This window comes from Acinetobacter sp. YH16052, assembly GCF_013417155.1.
GTDB lineage: Bacteria > Pseudomonadota > Gammaproteobacteria > Pseudomonadales > Moraxellaceae > Acinetobacter.
In genome coordinates this window covers 46,996-69,988 of sequence record NZ_VPEO01000012.1, presented here as the reverse complement: position 1 = coordinate 69,988, position 22,993 = coordinate 46,996, and the positions used below count along the sequence as shown (strand labels likewise).

The 22,993-nt window shown below is 44.4% G+C and carries 17 protein-coding genes and 5 tRNA genes; 21 read left to right on the top strand and 1 reads right to left on the bottom strand.

All coding sequences use genetic code 11. The annotated features are described in order from the left end of the window. The first annotated feature begins 50 nt into the window (after positions 1–50). From trpE to FTV42_RS09795, 16 genes are all read left to right on the top strand, one after another. Complete coding sequence (gene trpE / locus FTV42_RS09870) at positions 51–1,544, top strand: anthranilate synthase component I (protein ID WP_180038629.1); 1,494 nt, start codon at positions 51–53, stop codon at positions 1,542–1,544. A 98-nt stretch (positions 1,545–1,642) separates the two neighbouring features. After that, positions 1,643–1,718, top strand: a tRNA-Thr gene (locus FTV42_RS09865). 56 nt (positions 1,719–1,774) lie between these two features. Beyond that, positions 1,775–1,858 (top strand) — tRNA-Tyr (locus FTV42_RS09860). Between the two features lie 38 nt (positions 1,859–1,896). After that, a tRNA-Gly gene (locus tag FTV42_RS09855) sits at positions 1,897–1,972 on the top strand. 17 nt (positions 1,973–1,989) lie between these two features. Further along, positions 1,990–2,064 (top strand) — tRNA-Thr (locus FTV42_RS09850). A 150-nt stretch (positions 2,065–2,214) separates the two neighbouring features. Further along, positions 2,215–3,405 carry an elongation factor Tu gene (tuf, locus tag FTV42_RS09845; protein WP_004646112.1) on the top strand — a complete coding sequence of 397 codons (1,191 nt, stop codon included), beginning with the start codon at positions 2,215–2,217 and terminating at the stop codon, positions 3,403–3,405. A gap of 52 nt (positions 3,406–3,457) precedes the next feature. After that, a tRNA-Trp gene (locus FTV42_RS09840) sits at positions 3,458–3,533 on the top strand. 74 nt (positions 3,534–3,607) lie between these two features. Further along, the gene (secE, locus tag FTV42_RS09835) at positions 3,608–4,048 is read left to right on the top strand and encodes a preprotein translocase subunit SecE (protein ID WP_044111736.1); all 441 of its coding nucleotides are present in this window, start codon (positions 3,608–3,610) and stop codon (positions 4,046–4,048) included. Between the two features lie 7 nt (positions 4,049–4,055). Further along, positions 4,056–4,589 carry a transcription termination/antitermination protein NusG gene (nusG, locus tag FTV42_RS09830; RefSeq protein WP_004278615.1) on the top strand — a complete coding sequence of 178 codons (534 nt, stop codon included), beginning with the start codon at positions 4,056–4,058 and terminating at the stop codon, positions 4,587–4,589. Between the two features lie 119 nt (positions 4,590–4,708). Then, a complete protein-coding gene (gene rplK, locus FTV42_RS09825) occupies positions 4,709–5,137 on the top strand; it encodes a 50S ribosomal protein L11 (RefSeq protein WP_004278614.1) in 429 nt (142 codons plus the stop codon). A 3-nt stretch (positions 5,138–5,140) separates the two neighbouring features. Continuing rightward, positions 5,141–5,836, top strand: a complete 696-nt coding sequence (gene rplA / locus FTV42_RS09820) for a 50S ribosomal protein L1 (protein ID WP_004278613.1) — start codon at positions 5,141–5,143, stop codon at positions 5,834–5,836. Positions 5,837–6,160: 324 nt separating this feature from the next. Next, on the top strand, positions 6,161–6,667 hold the full coding sequence (gene rplJ / locus FTV42_RS09815; RefSeq protein ID WP_004278612.1) for a 50S ribosomal protein L10: 507 nt from the start codon (positions 6,161–6,163) through the stop codon (positions 6,665–6,667). 48 nt (positions 6,668–6,715) lie between these two features. Then, positions 6,716–7,081, top strand: coding sequence for a 50S ribosomal protein L7/L12 (gene rplL, locus FTV42_RS09810; protein ID WP_180038628.1), 366 nt, complete (start codon positions 6,716–6,718; stop codon positions 7,079–7,081). Between the two features lie 307 nt (positions 7,082–7,388). Beyond that, positions 7,389–11,477, top strand: coding sequence for a DNA-directed RNA polymerase subunit beta (gene rpoB / locus FTV42_RS09805; RefSeq protein WP_005102827.1), 4,089 nt, complete (start codon positions 7,389–7,391; stop codon positions 11,475–11,477). A gap of 150 nt (positions 11,478–11,627) precedes the next feature. After that, positions 11,628–15,818, top strand: coding sequence for a DNA-directed RNA polymerase subunit beta' (rpoC, locus tag FTV42_RS09800; RefSeq protein ID WP_004278609.1), 4,191 nt, complete (start codon positions 11,628–11,630; stop codon positions 15,816–15,818). 202 nt (positions 15,819–16,020) lie between these two features. Beyond that, the gene (locus tag FTV42_RS09795) at positions 16,021–16,386 is read left to right on the top strand and encodes a hypothetical protein (protein WP_005108070.1); all 366 of its coding nucleotides are present in this window, start codon (positions 16,021–16,023) and stop codon (positions 16,384–16,386) included. A gap of 57 nt (positions 16,387–16,443) precedes the next feature. Here FTV42_RS09795 and FTV42_RS09790 read toward each other — a convergent pair whose 3' ends face one another. Then, a complete protein-coding gene (locus FTV42_RS09790) occupies positions 16,444–16,938 on the bottom strand; it encodes a DUF4442 domain-containing protein (protein WP_218946977.1) in 495 nt (164 codons plus the stop codon). Between the two features lie 117 nt (positions 16,939–17,055). On the opposite strand from FTV42_RS09790, the gene FTV42_RS09785 reads away from it, so the two are divergent. From FTV42_RS09785 to htpG, 5 genes are all read left to right on the top strand, one after another. After that, positions 17,056–17,937, top strand: coding sequence for an alpha/beta fold hydrolase (locus tag FTV42_RS09785; protein WP_180038626.1), 882 nt, complete (start codon positions 17,056–17,058; stop codon positions 17,935–17,937). A 100-nt stretch (positions 17,938–18,037) separates the two neighbouring features. Continuing rightward, a complete protein-coding gene (locus FTV42_RS09780) occupies positions 18,038–19,402 on the top strand; it encodes a Na+/H+ antiporter family protein (protein WP_180038625.1) in 1,365 nt (454 codons plus the stop codon). Between the two features lie 331 nt (positions 19,403–19,733). Beyond that, entirely contained in the window at positions 19,734–20,324 is a 591-nt protein-coding gene (locus FTV42_RS09775; RefSeq protein ID WP_004647316.1) for an OmpW family protein, read from the top strand. 175 nt (positions 20,325–20,499) lie between these two features. After that, complete coding sequence (locus tag FTV42_RS09770; protein ID WP_004647317.1) at positions 20,500–20,844, top strand: lysozyme inhibitor LprI family protein; 345 nt, start codon at positions 20,500–20,502, stop codon at positions 20,842–20,844. A gap of 163 nt (positions 20,845–21,007) precedes the next feature. Then, the gene (htpG, locus tag FTV42_RS09765; RefSeq protein ID WP_180038624.1) at positions 21,008–22,927 is read left to right on the top strand and encodes a molecular chaperone HtpG; all 1,920 of its coding nucleotides are present in this window, start codon (positions 21,008–21,010) and stop codon (positions 22,925–22,927) included. Positions 22,928–22,993 lie beyond the last annotated feature (66 nt).

The following is a 22,993-nucleotide window of genomic DNA, read 5'->3' as shown; positions in this document are numbered from 1 at the left end:
TTCAATTTTATTTACATACTGAGTAACCCTAATTTAAAGAGAAAAACCGCATGACCACTCAAGCACAATTCCAGCAACTTGCTGCGCAAGGCTATAACCTCATTCCTGTTTACCGTCAGCGTCTGGCGGATACCGATACACCACTTTCTATTTTTGCTCGGCTTAAACAGCATCAGCAGGCTTATTTATTTGAGTCTGTAGAAGGTGGTGAGAACTGGGCACGCTATTCGATTATTGGACTAGGTGAATCCACGGTATTTTCCTGCAATGCAGGCGAACTGACGGTACAGCATGCAGATGCTTCAATTGAAAAACAGCACTGTGCTGATCCATTTCAATATATCCGTGACTTTCAGGCGCAATTTAAGGTGCCTACCCAGGCAGAATTGCCGGACTTGCCGAGTTTTACTGGCGGGTTGGTAGGTTACTTTGGCTATGATGCCGTGCGCTATATCGAGCCGAAGTTAAAAAATGTGCCTGAAGTGGATCCGGTCGGATTACCCGATATCTGGATGATGCTGTCTAAAACCGTCATTGTGTTTGATAACCTGAAAGATACCTTGTTTTTGATTGTACATGCCGATGCCACTGCTCCGGGTTCTTATGAAAAAGCACGTGAACAATTAAATGAATTAGAAAATATTCTTGCCATGCCAATCAGCCTGAAAGCTGAAAAACATACGCCACCACATTTTGAGTCTCTCACTGGACATGACAACTTCATTGCCTCGGTAGAAAAAGTCAAAGAGTATATTCGCGCAGGCGATGTAATGCAGGTCGTACCCGGGCACCGGATGGTTTCGGATTTCGACGGTGACCCGCTACAGGTGTATCGTGCGCTGCGTCATCTCAATCCATCGCCGTATCTGTTCCTGGTGCAAGGGCAGACTTTGGAAAACAACACGCCATTCCATATTGTCGGCTCTTCTCCTGAAATTCTGTCGCGTCTGGAAAATGGTATTGCCACAGTGCGACCGCTTGCAGGTACCCGTCCACGTGGCAAAACCAAAGAAGAAGATCTGGCGCTTGAGCAAGACTTATTGTCTGATGAAAAAGAAATTGCTGAACATGTCATGCTGATTGATCTGGGACGTAATGATGTGGGACGCATCGCAAAAATTGGCAAAGTGCAGGTGACTGATCAAATGGTGATCGAACGTTATTCGCATGTGATGCATATTGTCTCCAATGTGCAGGGTGAAGTGCGTGATGATGTCGATGCCCTGGATGTTTTTAAGGCAACTTTCCCTGCGGGTACACTTTCAGGTGCGCCAAAAATCCGTGCCATGGAAATTATTGACGAAGTTGAGCCGGTAAAACGTGGAATTTTCGGTGGCGCTATTGGTTATTTAGGCTGGCATGGCGAAATGGACATGTCGATTGCGATTCGTACCTGTGTCATTCGCGAAAATAAGGTCTATGTTCAGGCTGGAGCAGGGCTAGTTGCCGACTCAAATCCTGAATCTGAGTGGAATGAAACTCAAATAAAAGCTCGCGCAGTGATCAAAGCGGTTGAATTATCATCAAATGGTTTGATTTTATGAGTTTTTGACGTTTTTTTTGAAAAAAACACTTGCAAGGATTCTGAGTTTTGCTAAACTGCACACCGTTCCGATACGAAACGTACGAAACACTAAGAAACGCCGGCATAGCTCAGTTGGTAGAGCAACTGACTTGTAATCAGTAGGTCCACAGTTCGAATCCGTGTGCCGGCACCATCTTAGAGGTTTGGTAGTGTGAAGTAAAGAACAGCACTGATGTAAGTGTAAAAAATGGTGAGGTTCCCGAGCGGTCAAAGGGGGCGGACTGTAACTCCGCTACGAAAGTTTCGAAGGTTCGAATCCTTCCCTCACCACCAATTTTAAGACTTCAATAAGTGGTTTGTACCAACATCGTGCGGGAGTAGCTCAGTTGGTAGAGCGGTAGCCTTCCAAGCTACATGTCGCGAGTTCGACCCTCGTCTCCCGCTCCATTGAAGTACTAATATTTGCTCTTATAGCTCAGTGGTAGAGCACTCCCTTGGTAAGGGAGAGGTCTCGAGTTCAAATCTCGATAAGAGCTCCAGATTACAGTTTAGCAACTTTGTTGCAAAGAAATTCCAAAAGCAGGCTATTTAGTCTGCTTTTCAAGTATTTGGTGTTCGGTTTTTTTAAACGATATGTCGGAGCTGGGTTTTACTCAGAATTGTGTTCGACGTAAACGAGGAAGATTAACATGGCTAAGGCTAAGTTTGAACGTAATAAGCCACACGTTAACGTGGGCACAATTGGTCACGTTGACCATGGTAAAACAACTTTAACGGCTGCAATTGCAACTGTATGTGCGAAGAAATTCGGTGGCGAAGCGAAAGACTACGCTGCAATCGACTCTGCACCAGAAGAAAAAGCACGTGGTATTACAATTAATACTTCACACGTAGAATACGATTCTCCAACTCGTCACTACGCTCACGTAGACTGCCCGGGTCACGCCGATTATGTTAAAAACATGATTACTGGTGCTGCTCAGATGGACGGCGCGATCCTTGTATGTGCTGCGACTGATGGTCCTATGCCACAGACTCGTGAACACATCCTGCTTTCTCGTCAGGTAGGTGTACCTTACATCGTTGTATTCTTGAACAAATGCGACCTTGTAGACGACGAAGAGCTTCTTGAACTAGTTGAAATGGAAGTTCGTGAACTTCTTTCTACTTACGACTTCCCGGGTGATGACACTCCAGTGATCCGTGGTTCTGCTCTTCTTGCGCTTAACGGTGATGACAGCCAATACGGCGAGCCAGCTGTAGTTGCGCTTGTTGAAGCACTTGACTCTTACATTCCAGAGCCAGAGCGTGCAATTGACCTTCCATTCCTTATGCCAATTGAAGACGTATTCTCAATCTCTGGTCGTGGTACAGTAGTAACTGGCCGTGTAGAGACTGGTATCGTTAAAGTAGGTGAGTCTGTAGAAATCGTTGGTATCCGTGATACTCAAACTACTACAGTAACTGGCGTAGAAATGTTCCGTAAACTTCTTGACGAAGGTCGTGCGGGCGAGAACTGTGGTGTTCTTCTTCGTGGTACTAAGCGTGAAGACGTACAACGTGGTCAAGTATTGACTAAACCAGGTGCGATCAAGCCACACACTAAATTCGATGCGGAAGTATATGTACTTTCTAAAGAAGAAGGTGGTCGTCACACTCCATTCCTTAACGGTTACCGTCCACAGTTCTACTTCCGTACTACGGACGTAACTGGTGCGATCGCGCTTAAAGAAGGCGTGGAAATGGTTATGCCTGGTGACAACGTTGAGATGTCAGTAGAGCTAATCCACCCGATCGCAATGGACCCAGGTCTACGTTTTGCGATCCGTGAAGGTGGTCGTACAGTTGGTGCTGGTGTAGTTGCTAAAGTAACTGCATAATCATAGAATAAGACAAGCAGGTTGGAGTTTAGTCTCCAACTTGTTGTTTTGCAGGTCAGTAGTTCAATTGGTAGAGCGTCGGTCTCCAAAACCGAATGTTGGGGGTTCGAGTCCCTCCTGACCTGCCAAGTTTTTAAAAAGACGCTTGATGTCGGCAAAATTGGTCATATAATAAGTCGCGAAACCTACGACGAGTACAAAAATGTCGAATGAAAAATCACGCGACGCATTAGGCGAAGCGGCAATTCCTCAAAGAAATAATCCTGCAGTAGATGTAAGTTCTGGTTCTCCATTAGACATGGTTCTATGGGTTATCGTCTTGATTTTATTAGTTGGTGCAATGATGGTAAACCAATATTTACCAGCGTACTGGGCACCTGCGAATGATGTTTGGGTGCGCGTTGGGGTGATTTTGGCTTGTATCGTTGCAGCATTCGGTTTATTATACGCCACCCATCAAGGCAAAGGCTTTATTCGTCTGCTGAAAGATGCACGAATTGAGTTGCGTCGAGTGACCTGGCCTACCAAACAAGAGACGATGTCCACATCTTGGCAAGTTCTTGTTGTAGTCGTAATTGCATCCATCTTATTGTGGTGTTTTGACTATATTTTAGGCTGGTTAATGAAGTTTATTATCGGGTAAGAGAGCTATGAAACGTTGGTACATTATTCATGCCTATTCAGGTTATGAAAAACAAGTGATGCGTTCGCTTAATGATCGAATCCAGCGTAGCGCTGTTGCCGATAGCTTTGGTGAAGTCCTTGTTCCTACCGAAGAAGTGGTAGAAATGAAGGATGGCAAGAAGCGTAAATCAGAGCGTAAGTTCTTTCCTGGCTATGTCCTAGTCGAAATGGAAATGAACGATGATACTTGGCACATTGTTAAAGAATGTCCAAAAGTTTTAGGTTTTATTGGTGGTACGGCTGAAAAACCGGCACCGATTACGCAAAAAGAAGCAGATGCGATTCTTGCGCGTGTACGCAATACTGGTGAAGCGCCTCGTCCTAAGACGATGTTTGAGCCAGGCGAAGAATTACTCGTGGTTGACGGTCCATTCACCGACTTTAAAGGTGTGGTGGAAGAAGTTCAGTACGAAAAGTCGCGTTTAACGCTGACTATTAATGTATTTAACCGACCAACTCAAGTTGAATTGGAATTTCGTCAAGTCGAAAAATCAGTCTAATTTGTATGGGTTGAAAACGCCTGACTTATTTATAAGTCAGGCATTGTTGTTGTAACGGTATCGTTACTTGAAATCATTGGGGAGCCTTAATCGGCGTTTGCACCCAGAGGTAATTTGAAATGGCTAAGAAGATTGACGGCTATATCAAGCTGCAAGTTCCAGCTGGTAAAGCGAATCCATCTCCACCGATTGGTCCTGCACTAGGTCAACGTGGTGTAAACATCATGGCATTCTGTAAAGAATTCAATGCTGCTACACAAAAAGTTGAAGCTGGTCTGCCAATTCCAGTCGTGATCACTGTGTACAACGACAAGTCGTTCACATTCATCATGAAAACTCCACCTGCTGCTGTTCTTCTTAAGAAAGCTGCTGGTATCCAGAAGGGTTCAGCTGTACCTAACAAAACTAAAGTTGGTAAGTTGACTCGTGCTCAAATCGAAGAAATCGCGACTACTAAAGAACCAGATTTGACTGGTGCTGATTTAGACGCACGTGTACGTACCATTGCTGGTTCTGCGCGTTCTATGGGCTTGGAAGTGGAGCTTTAAGACATGGCTAAATTAACTAAACGTCAAAAAGCGATTGTAGCTGCTGTAGAAGCACACAAAGTTTACACGCTAGAAGAAGCTGTTGCAGTTTTAGAGAGCCTTCCAGCTCCTAAATTCAAAGAATCTCTAGATATCGCGGTAAACCTAGGTGTTGATCCTCGTAAATCTGACCAAGTTGTTCGTGGCGCGACTACACTTCCTGCAGGTACTGGTAAAACTGTACGTGTAGCTGTATTCGCTCAAGGCGCTGCTGCTGAAGCTGCTAAAGCTGAAGGCGCAGACGTTGTTGGTTTCGACGATCTTGCTGAAAGCATCCAAGCGGGTAACCTTGACTTTGACGTAGTAATTGCTGCTCCAGATGCAATGCGCGTTGTAGGTAAACTTGGTACGATCCTTGGTCCACGTGGCTTAATGCCAAACCCTAAAGTGGGTACTGTAACTCCTGACGTTGCTACTGCAGTTAAAAATGCAAAAGCTGGTCAAGCACGTTACCGCGTAGACAAAGCTGGTATTATCCATGCTGCGATCGGTCAGGTAGGTTTTGAAGCTGCTGCTGTTCGTCAAAACGTTGAAGCGCTTGTTGCTGACTTGAAGCGTTTGAAACCTGCTACGTCTAAAGGCGTATACATTCAAAAGATCACTTTGAGCTCAACTATGGGCCCTGGTTTGATCGTTGATGTAGCAAACGTTTCTAAATAAGTCTCGACTTATTACAGAATTTTAAAGCCCTGAAGATGTCTCCTTCTCCCTCTGGAAGAAGGTCGGGAAGAGGGTTAAACCTCTCCCTAGCCCTCTCCTAAAAGGAGAGGGGATAATTTAGGCAAACTTTGAATTGATAAATGAAAATTTATCAGCGTCAAAGACCGCGGGCGAGGGAAGTTTTATGCTTCTCTCTTAATAGCTCAGCCTGCGTAGACGCGGTGGTGTGATTTGTTCATCCTCCGCGTGTGAGTCCAGTGATGGTCTTGCGAATTGGGAGTGTACTTCGCGTAAGTACATAAATCACCGTTAGGAGGTTTTACAATGGCTCTTCTTATCGAAGGCAAAAAACAGATCGTAGCTGAAGTAGCTGAAGTTGCTTCTACTGCATTTGCTGCTGTTGTTGCTGACTACCAAGGTTTGACTGTAGAGCAGTTAACTACTCTACGTGTTGAAGCGCGTAAACTTGGTGTTACTACACGTATCGTTCGTAACACTTTGGCTAAGCGTGCTCTTCAAGATACTCAATTCAATATCTTGAACGACAACCTTGTTGGCCCAACAATCTTAGCTTTCTCGAATTCTGAAGACGACATGGGTGCTGCTGCACGTTTGTTCGAAGAATTCGCTAAAACTAATAAAGCATTTGAACTTAAAGCTGCTGCATTTGATGGCAAACTTTATCAAGGTGCAGAAGTTAGCGTAATCGCGAATCTTCCGAACCAAGAGAAAGCGCTTACTATGCTTGCAAACGTTCTTCAAGCTCCTATTTCGAAATTGGGCCGCTTACTTACAGCGCTTCAAGAGAAAAACGAGTCAGAAGCTGCTTAAGCTCAAACTTAAACACACATCATTCAATACCCATTTGGAGTTAATCTCATGGCTTTAACAAACGAAGAAATCCTAAATGCAGTTGCTGAAAAAACTGTTCTTGAACTTGTTGAACTTATCTCTGCTTTCGAAGAGAAATTCAATGTATCTGCTGCTGCCGTAGCTGTTGCTGCTGGTCCTGCTACTGCTGCTGCTGAAGAACAAACTGAATTCAATGTTGAATTGACTTCTTTCGGCGCGAACAAAGTTGCTGTAATTAAAGCAGTTCGTGAAGCGACTGGCCTTGGCTTGAAAGAAGCTAAAGACATGGTTGAAGGCGCTCCTGCAGTTCTTAAAGAAGGCGTTTCTAAAGAAGAAGGCGAAGAGCTTAAGAAGAAACTTGAAGAAGCTGGTGCTACAGTTACTCTTAAGTAATTTCTTAAGGGAGCCGGTTTTTTTATAATCGGCTCCAAAAATTGGCTGATGGCTCTTGGGTCATCAGCCTTTTTGCGTTACAATAATCGGCTCGATTTTTGTTTGCATGATATAAAAATCATACAAATTGAAAATAAACATAATGAACAAACGTTTACCAATATTTTTCATTAAAAAATATTGATAAGCGTTTTAATACCACTAAAAATTGCAGCATTTGTAAAGAGTGGTGGCCATATCGGCCAGCGTAATTCCTTCTGAGCCCGTTCTGCAGGCGGGCTTGGTTTACACTTTCCGAGGACTCCAGATGGCATACTCATATACCGAAAAGAAACGGATCCGTAAGAATTTTGGTAAATTGCCTAGCGTCATGGATGCTCCGTACTTGCTCGCGATTCAAGTCGACTCGTACAGAACATTCTTACAAGATGGCAAATCACCAAAAAACCGCGAAGATATCGGTCTCCAAGCCGCATTTCGTTCAGTTTTTCCTATTGAAAGTTATTCTGGCAATGCTGCTTTAGAATTTGTTGAGTATAGTCTTGGTAAGCCTGAGTTTGATGTACGCGAATGTATTCTTCGTGGCTCAACTTATGCAGCACCAATGCGTGTAAAAATTCGTTTGATCCTGAAAGATCGTGAAACGAAGTCAATTAAAGACGTACGTGAACAAGAAGTCTATATGGGCGAAATGCCATTAATGACGGATAACGGTACCTTTGTAATTAATGGTACCGAGCGTGTGATCGTGTCACAATTACATCGTTCACCAGGCGTATTCTTTGACCACGATAAAGGCAAGACTCACTCAAGTGGTAAAGTCCTTTATTCAGCGCGTATCATTCCTTACCGTGGTTCATGGTTAGACTTTGAATTCGATGCCAAAGACCTCGTCTATGTACGTATTGACCGTCGTCGTAAATTGCTTGCGACTGTGGTGCTTCGTGCCTTGGGTTATAGCAACGAAAACATTCTCGACATGTTCTACGAGAAAGTACCTGTGTATCTTGACATGGGTAGCTACCAGATTGACTTGGTGCCTGAACGTCTGCGTGGCGAAATGGCACAATTTGATATCCTGGACAAGGATGGCAAGGCAATTGTTGAGCAAGGTAAACGTATCAATGCGCGTCATGTACGTCAAATGGAAGCTTCAGGTCTTGAAAAACTTGCAGTGCCTGATGAGTACCTGTATGAGCGTATCACTGCTGAAGACATCCCATTAAAAGATGGTGATGTGATTGCAGCCAATACTGTATTAAGTCATGAAATCATGGTGAAAATTGCAGAAGGCGGCGTGAAGCAGTTTAATATTTTGTTCACCAATGATATCGACCGCGGTTCATTCGTTGCAGATTCTCTACGTGCAGATACAACGAGCAATCGTGAAGAAGCATTGGTAGAAATCTACAAAGTGATGCGTCCGGGCGAGCCACCAACAAAAGAAGCTGCTGAAAACTTATTCAACAACTTGTTCTTCTCTTCTGAACGTTATGACCTATCTCCAGTCGGTCGTATGAAGTTCAACCGTCGTTTGGGTCGTCCTTACGAAGTGGGTACAGACCAGAAGTCACGTGAGGTTGAAGGCATTCTCTCCAACGAAGATATCACTGATGTATTAAAAACATTAGTTGAAATCCGTAACGGTAAAGGTGAAGTCGACGATATCGATCACTTGGGTAACCGTCGTGTTCGTTCTGTGGGTGAAATGACAGAAAACCAATTCCGTGTAGGTCTGGTTCGTGTAGAACGTGCTGTTAAAGAACGTCTATCTCAAGCTGAAACTGACAACCTGTCTCCGCAAGATTTGATCAATGCGAAGCCTGTTGCTGCTGCAATCAAGGAATTCTTTGGTTCAAGCCAGTTGTCTCAATTCATGGACCAAAACAATCCGTTATCTGAGATTACGCATAAACGTCGTGTTTCTGCGCTTGGTCCCGGCGGTTTGACGCGTGAACGTGCAGGCTTTGAAGTACGTGACGTACATCAAACTCACTACGGTCGTGTATGTCCAATTGAAACACCGGAAGGTCCAAACATTGGTTTGATCAACTCGCTTTCTGTTTATGCGAAATGTAACAACTTCGGTTTCCTGGAAACCCCATACCGTAAGGTTGTTGATGGTCGTGTAACAGATGAAGTTGAATACCTGTCTGCGATTGAAGAAGTAGGTACTGTCATTGCACAGGCCGATTCTGCAATGGATAAAGACGGTAACTTAACAGAAGAGTTTGTATCTGTTCGTCATCAAGGTGATTTCGTACGTATTCCTCCTGAAAAAGTAACGCATATGGATGTATCTGCTCAGCAGGTTGTATCTGTAGCAGCGTCACTGATTCCATTCCTAGAACACGATGATGCCAACCGTGCATTAATGGGTTCGAACATGCAACGTCAGGCAGTTCCGACGTTGATTGCTGACAAGCCGCTTGTTGGTACCGGTATGGAAGCGAACGTAGCACATGACTCAGGTGTATGTGTGATCGCTCAACGTGGTGGTCGTATCGAGTTTGTTGATGCGTCTCGTGTGGTTATTCGTGTGAATGAAGACGAAATGATCGCAGGTGAAGCAGGTGTAGATATCTACAACCTGATCAAGTACACCCGTTCGAACCAGAACACTTGTATCAACCAGAAAGTTCTTGTGAACCTGGGCGATAAAGTAGGTCGTGGTGATGTCCTGGCTGATGGTCCATCGACTGATGGCGGTGAGCTGGCACTGGGTCAAAACATGCGCGTTGCGTTCATGACCTGGAATGGTTACAACTACGAAGACTCGATCTTACTTTCTGAGCGTGTTCTTCAAGAAGACCGTTTAACGTCTATTCATATCCAGGAATTATCATGTGTCGCACGTGATACCAAACTGGGTGCGGAAGAAATCACTGCTGATATTCCGAACGTAGGTGAAGCTGCTCTGTCTAAACTGGACGAGTCAGGTATCGTTTACATCGGTGCTGAAGTAACTGCTGGCGATATCCTGGTTGGTAAAGTAACCCCTAAAGGTGAAACACAACTTACTCCGGAAGAAAAATTGCTACGTGCAATCTTCGGTGAAAAAGCAGCTGACGTAAAAGACTCATCTTTACGCGTTCCATCAGGTACTAAAGGTACAGTCATTGACGTTCAAGTGTTTACACGTGACGGTCTTGAAAAAGACGAACGTGCTCAAGCAATTGAAAAAGCGCAATTGGATGCATACCGTAAAGACTTGAAAGAAGAATTCAAAATCTTCGAAGAAGCTGCACGTGAACGTGTAATCCGTCTACTGAATGGCCAAGAGTCGAATGGTGGCGGTACAACTAAACGTGGCGACAAACTGTCTGAAGACGTGTTGTCTGGTTTAGAGCTTGTTGATCTTCTTGAAATTCAACCAGTTGATGAAGCAATTGCTGAACGTTTAACTCAAATTCAAGTGTTCTTGAAAGAGAAGAGCTTCGAAATTGACGAGAAATTTGCTGAGAAAAAACGCAAACTTTCTACAGGCGATGAACTGACGACTGGCGTATTGAAAGTAGTTAAAGTTTATCTTGCTGTAAAACGTCGCATCCAACCGGGTGATAAGATGGCGGGTCGTCACGGTAACAAAGGTGTTGTATCAAACATCTTGCCGGTAGAAGACATGCCACATGATGCCAACGGTGTACCTGTTGATATCGTATTGAACCCGCTTGGCGTACCATCGCGTATGAACGTGGGTCAGATTCTTGAAACTCACTTGGGTATGGCGGCGAAAGGTCTTGGCGATCAAATCGACAAGATGATGAAAGAGCAACGTACTGTACTTGAGCTTCGTGATTTCCTAGACAAGATTTACAACAAAGTTGGTGGCGAGCAAGAAGATCTTGATAGCTTGACTGATGAAGAAATCTTGAAACTTTCTGGTAACTTGCGTGCTGGTGTACCTTTGGCTACTCCTGTATTCGATGGTGCTGAAGAAGGTCAGATCAAAGAGTTGTTACAACTTGCAGGCCTGTCTAGTACTGGTCAGACCGTATTATATGATGGTCGTACTGGTGAGCGTTTCGATCGTCCGGTAACTGTCGGTTACATGTACATGCTGAAACTGAACCACTTGGTTGATGACAAGATGCATGCGCGTTCAACTGGTTCTTACTCTCTAGTAACGCAACAGCCGCTTGGTGGTAAAGCACAATTCGGTGGTCAGCGTTTCGGTGAGATGGAAGTCTGGGCACTAGAAGCTTACGGTGCAGCATATACGCTACAAGAAATGCTGACCGTGAAATCGGATGACGTTGAAGGCCGTACCCGTATCTACAAAAACATTGTAGATGGCAACCATTATATGGACCCGGGCATGCCTGAATCGTTCAACGTATTGACCAAAGAGATCCGTTCTTTAGGTATCAACATTGAACTGAAAAATGGTGACTAATTAGTTCCATTTAATCCCTCCAACCCCTCTTTGATAAAGAGGGCTTCCCCCTTAACAAAGGGGGACTGAGGGGGATTAAAATTCAGTTAAAAAACAATATTTGTGACCCAGTTGTTGAGTGAAAATCTCCACAACACACGGAGAAAAAAATTGAAAGACTTGCTCGATATCATGCGCAAAAAGACGGATTCAGACGGTCATGCTCCAGTAGAGTTTGACCGCATCCGTATTGGTCTTGCGTCACCAGAAATGATTAAGTCATGGTCTCACGGTGAAGTTAAAAAGCCAGAAACCATTAACTATCGTACGTTCAAGCCTGAACGTGATGGTTTGTTCTGTGCCAAAATCTTTGGTCCAGTGAAAGATTACGAATGCTTGTGTGGTAAATACAAGCGTATGAAATACAAAGGCGTCATTTGTGAAAAATGTGGCGTTGAAGTAACAACTGCGAAAGTTCGTCGTGAACGTATGGGTCACATCGAGCTGGCTTCTCCAGTTGCACACATCTGGTTCTTGAAATCATTGCCTAGCCGTATCGGTCTATTATTAGACATGACGCTACGTGATATTGAACGTGTATTGTATTTCGAATCTTATGTAGTTACCGATCCGGGTATGACTCCATTTGAGAAATACCAACTTCTAAATGATGAAGAATACTTCAATGCATTAGAAGAACACGGTGATGAATTCACAGCGAAAATGGGTGCTGAAGCAGTTCAAGACTTGTTGAAAGACATCGATCTTGAAGCTGAAATTGCGCGTCTTCGTGAAGAAATTCCTGTTACAACTTCAGAAACCAAGCTGAAAAAAGCGTCTAAGCGTTTGAAGTTGATGGAAGCATTCAACGATTCGAACAACAAGCCAGAATGGATGGTGTTAACTGTACTTCCAGTTCTTCCACCAGACCTTCGTCCGCTTGTACCACTTGAAGGTGGTCGTTTCGCGACTTCTGACCTGAACGATCTTTATCGTCGTGTGATCAATCGTAACAACCGTTTGAAGCGTCTTCTTGACCTTGCAGCGCCAGACATCATCGTACGTAACGAAAAACGTATGTTACAAGAGTCTGTAGATGCATTGCTGGATAACGGTCGTCGTGGTCGTGCAATTACCGGTTCGAACAAGCGTCCGCTTAAATCTTTGGCAGACATGATCAAAGGTAAGCAAGGTCGTTTCCGTCAAAACTTACTTGGTAAGCGTGTTGATTACTCTGGTCGTTCGGTCATTACTGTTGGTCCAAACCTGCGTTTGCACCAATGTGGTCTTCCTAAGAAAATGGCCCTTGAACTGTTCAAGCCATTCATCTTTGCGAAACTACAAGCTTCTGGTCAAGCAACCACCATTAAAGCTGCGAAGAAAATGGTTGAGCGCGAGACTCCAGAAGTTTGGGACGTTCTTGCTCACGTGATTCGTCAACATCCAGTGATGTTGAACCGTGCGCCAACTCTTCACCGTTTGGGTCTTCAAGCATTTGAACCGATCCTGATCGAAGGTAAAGCGATCCGTCTACACCCACTCGTATGTGCTGCGTTTAACGCCGACTTCGATGGTGACCAAATGGCGGTACACGTACCATTAACACTTGAAGCTCAGCTTGAAGCTCGTGCGTTAATGATGTCGACCAACAACATCTTGTCTCCAGCGAACGGTGAGCCAATCATCGTACCGTCTCAGGACGTTGTCTTGGGCTTGTATTACATCACGCGTGATGCAATCAATGCCAAAGGTGAGGGCATGGTGTTCGCGGATACTCACGAAGTAAACCGTGCACTGGCAACAGGTCAAGTTGATCTACACGCTCGCGTTAAAGCACGTGTACACCAGACTGTGATCGACGAAGATGGTAACCGTGAACAGCAAACCATTATTGTAGATACGACGCCTGGTCGTTGCCTACTTTGGGAAGTTGTGCCTGAAGGTATGGATTTCCAGCAAATTAACGTTGAGATGACCAAGAAAAATATCTCGAAGTTAATTAACTCTTGCTACCGTAAATTGGGTCTGAAAGATACTGTTATCTTCGCTGACCAGTTGATGTACTTGGGCTTCCGTCAAGCGACGCGTTCAGGTGTTTCTGTCGGTATGGAAGACATGGTTATTCCACCGCAAAAACAAGCAATTATTGGTAAAGCGGAAGCTGAAGTTCGTGAAATCGAACAACAGTTCGAACAAGGTTTCGTAACTGCCGGCGAACGTTATAACAAAGTGGTCGATATTTGGGCGCGTACCAATGACCAGGTTGCTAAAGCGATGATGGACAACTTGTCTTTTACCACTGTGAAGAACAAACAGGGTGAAGACGAGAAGCAAAAATCATTCAACTCGATCTATATGATGTCTGACTCGGGTGCCCGTGGTTCGGCAGCTCAGATTCGTCAGTTGGCGGGTATGCGTGGTTTGATGGCGAAGCCGGATGGCTCGATCATTGAAACGCCGATTAAAGCGAACTTCCGTGAAGGTTTGACCGTACTTCAGTACTTCATCTCGACACACGGTGCGCGTAAAGGTTTGGCCGATACAGCACTGAAAACTGCGAACTCGGGTTACTTGACTCGTCGTCTCGTAGACGTTGCGCAGGACTTGGTCATTACCGAGCCAGATTGTGGTACTTATGACGGTCTGGTAATGACTCCGTTCATTCAAGGTGGCGATGTAATCGAAAACCTGGGTGCACGAGTATTGGGTCGTGTGGTTGCTGAAGATGTGAAACGTGTAGGTACAGACGAAGTTCTGCTTCCACGTAATACGTTAATTGACGAGAAACTGGCGACGTTTATCGAAAGCCAAGGTGTCGACGAAATTAAAGTACGTTCAGTCGTGAACTGTGCGTCTACCTTCGGTGTATGTGCGAAATGTTACGGTCGTGACCTAGCACGTGGTCACCAAGTGAACCCGGGTGAGTCTGTTGGTGTAATGGCAGCTCAATCGATTGGTGAGCCAGGTACACAGTTAACGATGCGTACCTTCCACGTCGGTGGTGCTGCGAGCCGAACTTCTGCTGCAAACAGCGTACAAGTTCGTAACCAAGGTACAGTACGTTTCCACAACGTGAAAACAGTACAACATGCCAAAGGTCACTTGGTATCGACTTCACGTTCAGGTGAAATCGGTATTGCGGATGATTTAGGTCGTGAGCGCGAGCGCTATAAACTTCCTTACGGTGCGTCTATCTTGCTAAAAGATGGCGAAGCTGTAGAAGCAGGCGGTATTGTGGCGACTTGGGATCCGCATACACATCCATTGGTAACAGAAGTTGCTGGTAAAGTACGTTTCAGCCAGATTGCTGATGGCGTGACGGTTACTTCTAAAACTGATGATGCAACAGGTATGTCAACCATCGAAATCTTGCCAGTGACTTCACGTCCTGCGTCAGGTAAAGATTTGCGTCCTGCTGTTGTGTTAGATACCGTTGATGGTGGCGAACAGTTCTACTTCCTGCCACAGAACACGATTCTTTCTGTTCGTGATGGCGAAACGATTGGTGTCGGTGATGTCATCGGTCGTGTACCACAAGAAACTTCACGTACCCGTGATATTACCGGTGGTCTGCCGCGTGTAGCTGACTTGTTCGAAGCACGTAAGCCGAAAGAGCACGCAATCCTTGCAGAAGTGTCGGGTGTTGTAAGCTTTGGTAAAGAGACCAAAGGTAAGAACCGTCTGGTGATTACGCCGGATGATGGCTCTGAGATTTATGAAGAGTTGATTCCGAAATGGCGTACGATTAACGTGTTCGAAGGCGAACATGTGAACCGTGGTGAAACTATTTCTGATGGTCCACAGAACCCGCACGATATCTTGCGTTTGAAAGGCGAAGTTGCGCTTACAAACTACATCGTGAATGAAGTTCAGGATGTATACCGTCTGCAAGGTGTAAAAATCAACGACAAGCATATTGAAGTCATCGTACGTCAAATGCTGCGTAAAGTTGATATCACTGATGGCGGCGATACTAGCTTCATCAAAGGCGAACAAGTGGATTACATCCGCGTTGTTCAAGAAAACCAAGCAGTTCTTGCACAAAACAAGTTCCCTGCGAAGTTTGAACGTCAATTGATGGGTATTACCAAAGCATCGCTTTCTACTGACTCGTTCATCTCTGCTGCATCGTTCCAGGAAACCACGCGTGTGTTAACTGAAGCGGCTGTAACAGGTAAAGAAGATGACTTACGCGGCTTGAAAGAGAACGTGGTTGTAGGTCGCCTGATCCCAGCGGGTACAGGTTTGGCTTACCACTTGGAGCGTCGTCGTCAAGAAGCAGAAGCTGCAGAATTTGAACTGCACAATGATTTCTCTGATGTAGACCAAGCTCTAAGCCAGGCATTTAACGAAGAATTCTAATTCGAGTTAAAGCTGAGAAAAGAGATGCCTTCGGGCGTCTTTTTTTTGTCTGAAATTTATAAATAAGACAGCTTGAACAGAAGAATAATCCATTGATATTTACAAAACTCAGCAGGAATACCGAGAGAAGTAACACGCTACAGATTTTAGTTTCATAAAATGAAGATAAGCTTAATTAAAGCAAGACAGGAAGGCCAAGGTCATGAAAAAATTAATGGGTGTTATGGCAGTTGCCACTCTTTCCACCTTTATGTTGGCGGGTTGTGAAAGTATGTCTGCCAATGAGCAACGGATCGGTGCTGCAGCCCTTGGTGGTGCAGTGGGTGGTGGTGTTGGTAATAAAGTCGGCGGTGGCGTTGGTGCAGCTGTAGGTGGTGGTGCCGGTGCTGCAGTGGGTAGTAAATCCCAAGGCGGTTCAAACCGTAATGCGACCTATAGTGGTGTAGGTGGTGCTGTTGGTTCCGCAGTCGGTAAAAGCATCTTCGGTGGTAATGCGGGTGCTGCAATCGGTGGCGCAATCGGTGGTGGTGCCGGTGCTGCGATTGAACAGGATAACCGTCGTCGTTAAGTCGAAAGTCACTTCAGATTCATCTAGATTTAAAAGCGCCAATGTGGCGCTTTTATCTTATTTAGGAGAGTTAATTTTCCCTTTGCTCTGTTTACGCCGGATATATACTGTTTTTTCTACTTCGGCAATTCTGACCCCGGCTTCATCATAAATATTCAGCTGATAATGCCGATACACTGGCGCATTGTCGGCCGCCAGATTGATAATCGTGGCAATTTCTCCAGCAGAAATCCGAATATCCGCTACCACTGTTCCGCGACCCGGTGCCAAAAACTGAATACTGGCGCCTTTATCCCAGACCAGGTATTTCGGTCCCAAATGATGCATCAGCAATAACATATAAAAGGGATCGACCATCGAATACAGGCTGCCACCAAAATGCACACCGACAATATTCTGGTTCTTACGGGTTAGCGGCATTTTGACCCGAACGTGATAATTATTAAAATCAATCTTATCAATTTCGATGCCTGCACCACGATAAGGGGCATAGCGGTTCAGAATAAATTTTGAAACCAGAGGCAGTTTTTGAATTTTCTGGAATAGGCTCATACTGACATTCTTTTTGCGGCTGTGATTATGCATACTAGAGCAACAAAAATGCGCTGGCATTGATCAATCATGCCGATTTATAAACTAAGTGGTCAATAATAAAAACAGGATCAAAAGATGGAAATGCACATGCAATGGGTCGATACCACGGATCAGCAGCGTCTCTGTGTCAAAACTTATGGACAACCCGAACAGCCGGCCTTGGTACTGGTCCATGGCTATCCTGATCATCAAGCGGTTTGGGAGCCAGTCATTGCTCATTTAAGTCAGGATTACTTTGTTGTGACCTATGATGTCCGTGGCGCAGGGGAGTCCAGTATTCCCAAAAAAATCTCCGATTACCGCTTGGCCCGTTTAAGTCAGGATCTGGAAGAAGTAGTGAATAAGATATTGCCGAATCGTGCTTTTCATCTGGCCGCGCATGACTGGGGCTCAATTCAGTCCTGGGAATCTGTCACCGATCCACGCTTTAAAGGGCGAATTCTGTCTTATAGCACCTTGTCTGGGCCATGTCTGGATCATGCCGCTTTCTGGATGCGTGAACAGTTCCAGCAAAACAAAGCAAAATTCTTAAAGCAAATGAGTCAGTCCTGGTATATCGCGATGTTTCAGTTGCCATTGGTAGCACCATTGGCCTGGAATTTTTTCAATCCGCAGCGTTGGGCCAAGATCGTGCAGCAACTGGAAAGACGGGATAATCTGCCACTCAACCCGCATATTGTCAAAGATGGAAAATATGGTGTGAACCTGTACCGGGCCAATTTTTTGCCACGTTTGACTCAACCACGGCAGCGCTTTGCCATCTGTCCGGTACAGGCGATTGTGCTGAAATATGACCAGTTTGTCGGGCCTGATCTGGTTGATGAGATGTCAAAATGGGTGGATGATTTTTCAAAAATAGAACTGGCTGCCAATCACTGGGCGATCCTGAGTCAGCCAAAACAAGTTGCTCAATTAATTGGTCATTTTATTCAGGAGAAATCTGCGACCACTCATTGATAAGCCACTTCGCGAAACATGACCCGACCAGAAAAAAGTGGCGGAATTTTTATCCGCATTTTCTGATAAAATAGCCGCTTTCTCTCTATTCCGATTCATTATGTTCGCAATTCTTGCTGCTATTGGAGTCATGTTCGGACTCTCGTTGGCACGTGTACCTGTGGTTTTTGCCCTGGTCATTGGTGCTGTTACAGGTGGTTTGTTGGCAGGTCTGGGCCTGCAGGGAACCTTGGACGCGTTTAACAATGGCTTGGGTGGGGGTGCCAAAATTGCCTTAGCTTATGGTATTTTAGGTGCATTTGCTTTGGCTCTGGCACGTTCAGGTTTACCGGATTTACTGGCTTATAAAATGATCAGCACCTTAAAAGGTGAGGCCGATTTTAAAGCGCAAAACCGGGTGAAATATCTGATCTTCTTCACGGTTGCTATTGCAGCCGTGTTCTCGCAGAACGTCATTCCCGTGCATATTGCCTTTATTCCGGTACTGATTCCGCCACTATTGGCTGTATTTAACCACTTAAAGCTCGACCGTCGTTTGATTGCCTGTTTGCTGACCTTTGGTCTGGTGGGAACCTATATGCTGATTCCGGTCGGTTTTGGTGCCATCTTCCTGAATGACATTCTGGGTCATAACATCAATACTTTTGGTAAGCCATACGGATTTGAAATTAGCTATGACCAGATTCCATCTGCGATGGCAATTCCAGTATTCGGTATGTTTGTGGGCTTATTGGTGGCGATTTTTATTAGCTATCGCAAACCACGTCAATATCAAGATATTCATGTCCAGGAACAGCAAAGTATTTCCGCTGAATTAGGTGTGGCTGAGCAGGTTAAACCGCAGATTGCCAAATTTACCATCTGGATGGCCGGCCTTGCAGTTATTGCCACATTGGCGGTACAGCTTTATTCAGACTCGATGATTCTGGCCGGTCTGGTCGGTGTCGCAATCCTGAGTTGTGCCGGGATCTTTAAATGGAAAGAAGCGGATGATGTGATCATTACCGGTATGCGCATGATGGCGCTGGTTGGCTTTATCATGATTGCGGCACAAGGCTTTGCCGCGGTGATTGAAGCGACTAATCAGGTACCAACCTTGGTTGAAGCATCAGTGAACTGGATTGGTGATAGCCAGGCATTGGCCGCATTTCTGATGCTGTTGATTGGTTTGCTGATCACATTGGGCATTGGTTCATCGTTTTCGACCATTCCAATTCTGGCGATTATTTATGTACCGCTGTGTATCCAGTTTGGTTTCAGCCCGGCTGCGACCATTGCGATTATCGGGACTGCGGCGGCTTTGGGCGATGCCGGTTCTCCTGCTTCGGATTCAACTTTAGGCCCAACTTCTGGTCTGAATATGGATGGTCAGCATGATCATATGAAGGACAGTGTGGTTCCAACCTTCATTCACTTTAATATTCCGTTGATGATTTTTGGCTGGATTGCAGCCATGGTTCTGTAAGTCAATTTCAATCTGCTCTGATATCTATTGGAGCAGATTTATCTAGATTTAAAATAAATGATAAGATGTATTTAAAATATATTTTTAAATAAAAATTAATATAAACCTGATTATTTTAGTCTGAATAAATTCATATTTATCTGATTAATATACTTGGTATTTAAAACCAACTAATTCAGTCAATTTAAAATAAATAACTTTTTAAATCAGTAGTTTAAATAATAATTAAAAATTAGTTTTATAATACTTATTGCATATTATTTTCCCTCGTGTTTATTATTAATTAAGATTTATTTTCTTAATAATTATTCTTCCTGTGGGGTATTTTAAAATGTTAAAGCAAGCTGCTATAATTGCATTAATGGGTCTTTCTGCATCTGCGATGGCAGGTCAATGGCAGGTGAAAGTCGGTGCCAGTTCTTTAGCACCATCAAGTGACACTGAAATTGCACCAGGTTTAGTCGTAGAAGCCGATCAGGAATATGGTTTTACGCCATCGGTTGAATACTTCTTTAATGACAATATCTCGGCAGAATTATTATTGGCTACCCCGTTTAACCATGACATTTCTCTTCAAGGTGTAGGTAAGGTGGCTAAGATCAAACATCTGCCACCCACAATTACCGCTAAATATAACTTTAAAAATGCAACACGCTTTACACCATATATTGGCGTAGGTGGCACAGCTTTTATTGCTTGGGATGAAGAAGGTCTGGCTAAAGACGTGAAAGAAGAGTTTGGTTTGGCAGGTCAAGTCGGCTTTAATTATCAGCCAGCCGATGCCAAAAACTGGGGAGTATTTGCTGACGTGCGCTATGCAGATTTGAGTCCTGAAGTGACTTTAGATGATGCTGATAATACTAAATTCGACTTGAATATTGATCCTTGGGTTTATACGATCGGTTATAGCTATAAGTTTTAAATTCTAGTCTTACTCAACAAAAAAGCCTCATCTTGAATGAGGCTTTTTTTTCAAAATAACAACGATTTATAACTTATTGAAATTGAGCAGATCGGCAATGTTCAACTATATTAAAACGAATAAAGTAAATATTAATTGAATACGACTTAATAATTGAATAATAAGGAAGATCAGCATGAAGTTTTTAAGCCAAGGTATTGTGATCTTCTTCAGCCTGCTGGCAGGGTCTGCCTATGCGGCAAGTTTTGATTGTCAGAAAGCTGAAACCGTGACAGAGAAAGCGATTTGTGAACATCGTCTGCTCAATGATGCCGATGTCAAGATGAGTACCAGCTATCATATTTTACGTCGTATGGTGCCTATGGGAACCCGCTCGGTGATCCAGCGCGATCAGGTGAAATGGCTACAGTTTCGTGACCGCTGTCAGGAATCTGTGTCTTGTTTGAGTCAGGTTTATAATATGCGCCAACAGCAAATAGACCTGCAATTTCAACGTATTTATAAGCTTGGGCCTTATTAGGACTTAAACCTAAGTCTTTAAAAATCCAAGCCAGATCAGATCAAGCGATTCTTTATAAAATATCTTGAGAAAAAATATACAACTGGCTATTGAAAATTTAGTAACTCACTCCATTCATATAGGCAACAGTATTGACCTGTATTTAAAATAAAAGGAGTGATTAATGAGCGAGTCTAGCGCACAAAAACATAGTTTCCAGGCTGAAGTGGCTCAGTTACTACATCTCGTGACCCATTCGCTTTATTCAAACCCTGAAATTTTCCTACGCGAATTGATCTCGAATGCCTCAGATGCATGTGACAAATTACGTTTTGAAGGGATTAATCATCCCGAATTTTATGAAAATGATCCGGATCTGCGCGTTCGTGTCAGCCTGGATGCAGACAATAAAACCATTACCATTTCAGATAACGGGATCGGCTTAAGCGAACAGGAAGCCATTGATAATTTAGGGACTATTGCCAAATCAGGTACCAAAGATTTTATGTCCAAACTGACCGGCGATCAAAAAGCCGATGCCCAGTTGATTGGTCAATTTGGTGTCGGTTTCTATTCCGGCTTTATTGTCGCTGACAAGATCACGGTAGAATCCCGTCGTGCCGGTACAGATGTCTCTGAAGGCGTACGCTGGATCAGTGGTGGTACTGGTGAGTTCGAAGTTGAACAGATCACTAAGCAAGGCCGTGGTACAGATATTATTCTGCACTTGCGTGACGATGCGCTGGATTATCTGCAAAGCTATAAAGTGAAGCAGATTATCAATAAATATTCAGACCATATCAGCCTGCCAATCCAGATGCAAAAAGAAGTCTGGCAGGAAGAAGAAGCGGCTGAAGGTGAAACTGCTCAAGGTGGCCAGTATGTCAAAACTGATGAGTGGGAAGCCATTAACTCGGCCAGCGCATTATGGACTCGTAACAAGTCTGAAATCACTGAAGAGCAGTATGTCGAGTTCTACAAGAACTTAAGCCATGATTTCGCAGCGCCATTGACTTGGGCGCATAACCGGGTGGAAGGCAGTACTGAATATACCCAGTTGTTATATATTCCAAGCAAAGCGCCACATGACATTTTCACCCGTGAATCCAAAGCTGGCATCAAACTGTATGTGAAACGTGTGTTCATTATGGATGATGCGGATAATCTGATTCCAAACTATCTGCGCTTTGTGCAAGGTGTGGTGGACAGTGCCGATCTGCCATTGAACGTCAGCCGTGAATTGCTGCAAGAAAGCCGTGATGTAAAAACCATCCGTGAAGGTAATACCCGCCGTATCCTGACCATTTTGGATAATCTGGCTAAATCTGAAGATGAAAAAGATCAGGCAAACTTCAAGACCTTCTATCAGGAATTTGCTTCAGTATTGAAAGAAGGTCTGGGCGAAGATTTCAGTAACCGTGAACGTATCTTAAAACTGCTGCGTTATGCGACGTCGACCAATGATGAAGTCAGCACATCATTGGCAGACTATAAAGCACGTATGAAAGATGGGCAGAAAGCCATTTATTATGTGACTGCAGATAGTCTGAATGCTGCGAAAAATTCACCACAACTGGAACTGTTCAAGAAAAAAGGCATTGAAGTTCTGTTGATGACTGAACGCGTGGATGAATGGGCGATGAACTTCGTGAATGAGTTCGATGGTACACCATTGCAAAACGTATCTAAGGGTGCGGTTGACTTAGGTGACCTTCAGGATGCGGAAGAGAAGAAAGCCCTTGAAGAAGCCGCAGCCCAGTTTAAACCGGTGGTGGATAAGTTGACGGATTCATTAAAAGACAAGACCAAAGAAGTGCGGGTGACGACGCGTCTGGTCGATTCTCCGGCTTGTCTGGTGACTGGCGAAGGTGAATTGTCTCCACAGCTGATTCGTATGCTGAAAGATGCGGGTCAACCTGTGCCGGATATCAAGCCGATTCTGGAAATTAACCCGGGACATCCGTTGGTGAAAAAACTGGATGGCTCAGCGCAGTTTGATGATCTGGCCAATGTGATCTTCGACCAAGCGGTGATTGCAGAAGGTGGATTACCAGAAAATCCTGCTGAATATGTCAAGCGGATTAATAGTTTGCTGCTTGCTTAAGTGCTGATATATTGAATGAGAAAATCCCTCTTCGGAGGGATTTTTTATGCCTGCTTCATTTTTCAT

What these genes read in the sequence shown, in the direction of transcription:
- trpE (WP_180038629.1), top strand. Translation starts at nt 51, where the DNA reads ATGACCACTCAAGCACAATTCCAGCAACTTGCTGCGCAAGGCTATAAC.
- tuf (WP_004646112.1), top strand. Translation starts at nt 2,215, where the DNA reads ATGGCTAAGGCTAAGTTTGAACGTAATAAGCCACACGTTAACGTGGGC.
- secE (WP_044111736.1), top strand. Translation starts at nt 3,608, where the DNA reads ATGTCGAATGAAAAATCACGCGACGCATTAGGCGAAGCGGCAATTCCT.
- nusG (WP_004278615.1), top strand. Translation starts at nt 4,056, where the DNA reads ATGAAACGTTGGTACATTATTCATGCCTATTCAGGTTATGAAAAACAA.
- rplK (WP_004278614.1), top strand. Translation starts at nt 4,709, where the DNA reads ATGGCTAAGAAGATTGACGGCTATATCAAGCTGCAAGTTCCAGCTGGT.
- rplA (WP_004278613.1), top strand. Translation starts at nt 5,141, where the DNA reads ATGGCTAAATTAACTAAACGTCAAAAAGCGATTGTAGCTGCTGTAGAA.
- rplJ (WP_004278612.1), top strand. Translation starts at nt 6,161, where the DNA reads ATGGCTCTTCTTATCGAAGGCAAAAAACAGATCGTAGCTGAAGTAGCT.
- rplL (WP_180038628.1), top strand. Translation starts at nt 6,716, where the DNA reads ATGGCTTTAACAAACGAAGAAATCCTAAATGCAGTTGCTGAAAAAACT.
- rpoB (WP_005102827.1), top strand. Translation starts at nt 7,389, where the DNA reads ATGGCATACTCATATACCGAAAAGAAACGGATCCGTAAGAATTTTGGT.
- FTV42_RS09795 (WP_005108070.1), top strand. Translation starts at nt 16,021, where the DNA reads ATGAAAAAATTAATGGGTGTTATGGCAGTTGCCACTCTTTCCACCTTT.
- FTV42_RS09790 (WP_218946977.1), bottom strand. Translation starts at nt 16,938, where the DNA reads ATGAGCCTATTCCAGAAAATTCAAAAACTGCCTCTGGTTTCAAAATTT.
- FTV42_RS09785 (WP_180038626.1), top strand. Translation starts at nt 17,056, where the DNA reads ATGGAAATGCACATGCAATGGGTCGATACCACGGATCAGCAGCGTCTC.
- FTV42_RS09780 (WP_180038625.1), top strand. Translation starts at nt 18,038, where the DNA reads ATGTTCGCAATTCTTGCTGCTATTGGAGTCATGTTCGGACTCTCGTTG.
- FTV42_RS09775 (WP_004647316.1), top strand. Translation starts at nt 19,734, where the DNA reads ATGTTAAAGCAAGCTGCTATAATTGCATTAATGGGTCTTTCTGCATCT.
- FTV42_RS09770 (WP_004647317.1), top strand. Translation starts at nt 20,500, where the DNA reads ATGAAGTTTTTAAGCCAAGGTATTGTGATCTTCTTCAGCCTGCTGGCA.
- htpG (WP_180038624.1), top strand. Translation starts at nt 21,008, where the DNA reads ATGAGCGAGTCTAGCGCACAAAAACATAGTTTCCAGGCTGAAGTGGCT.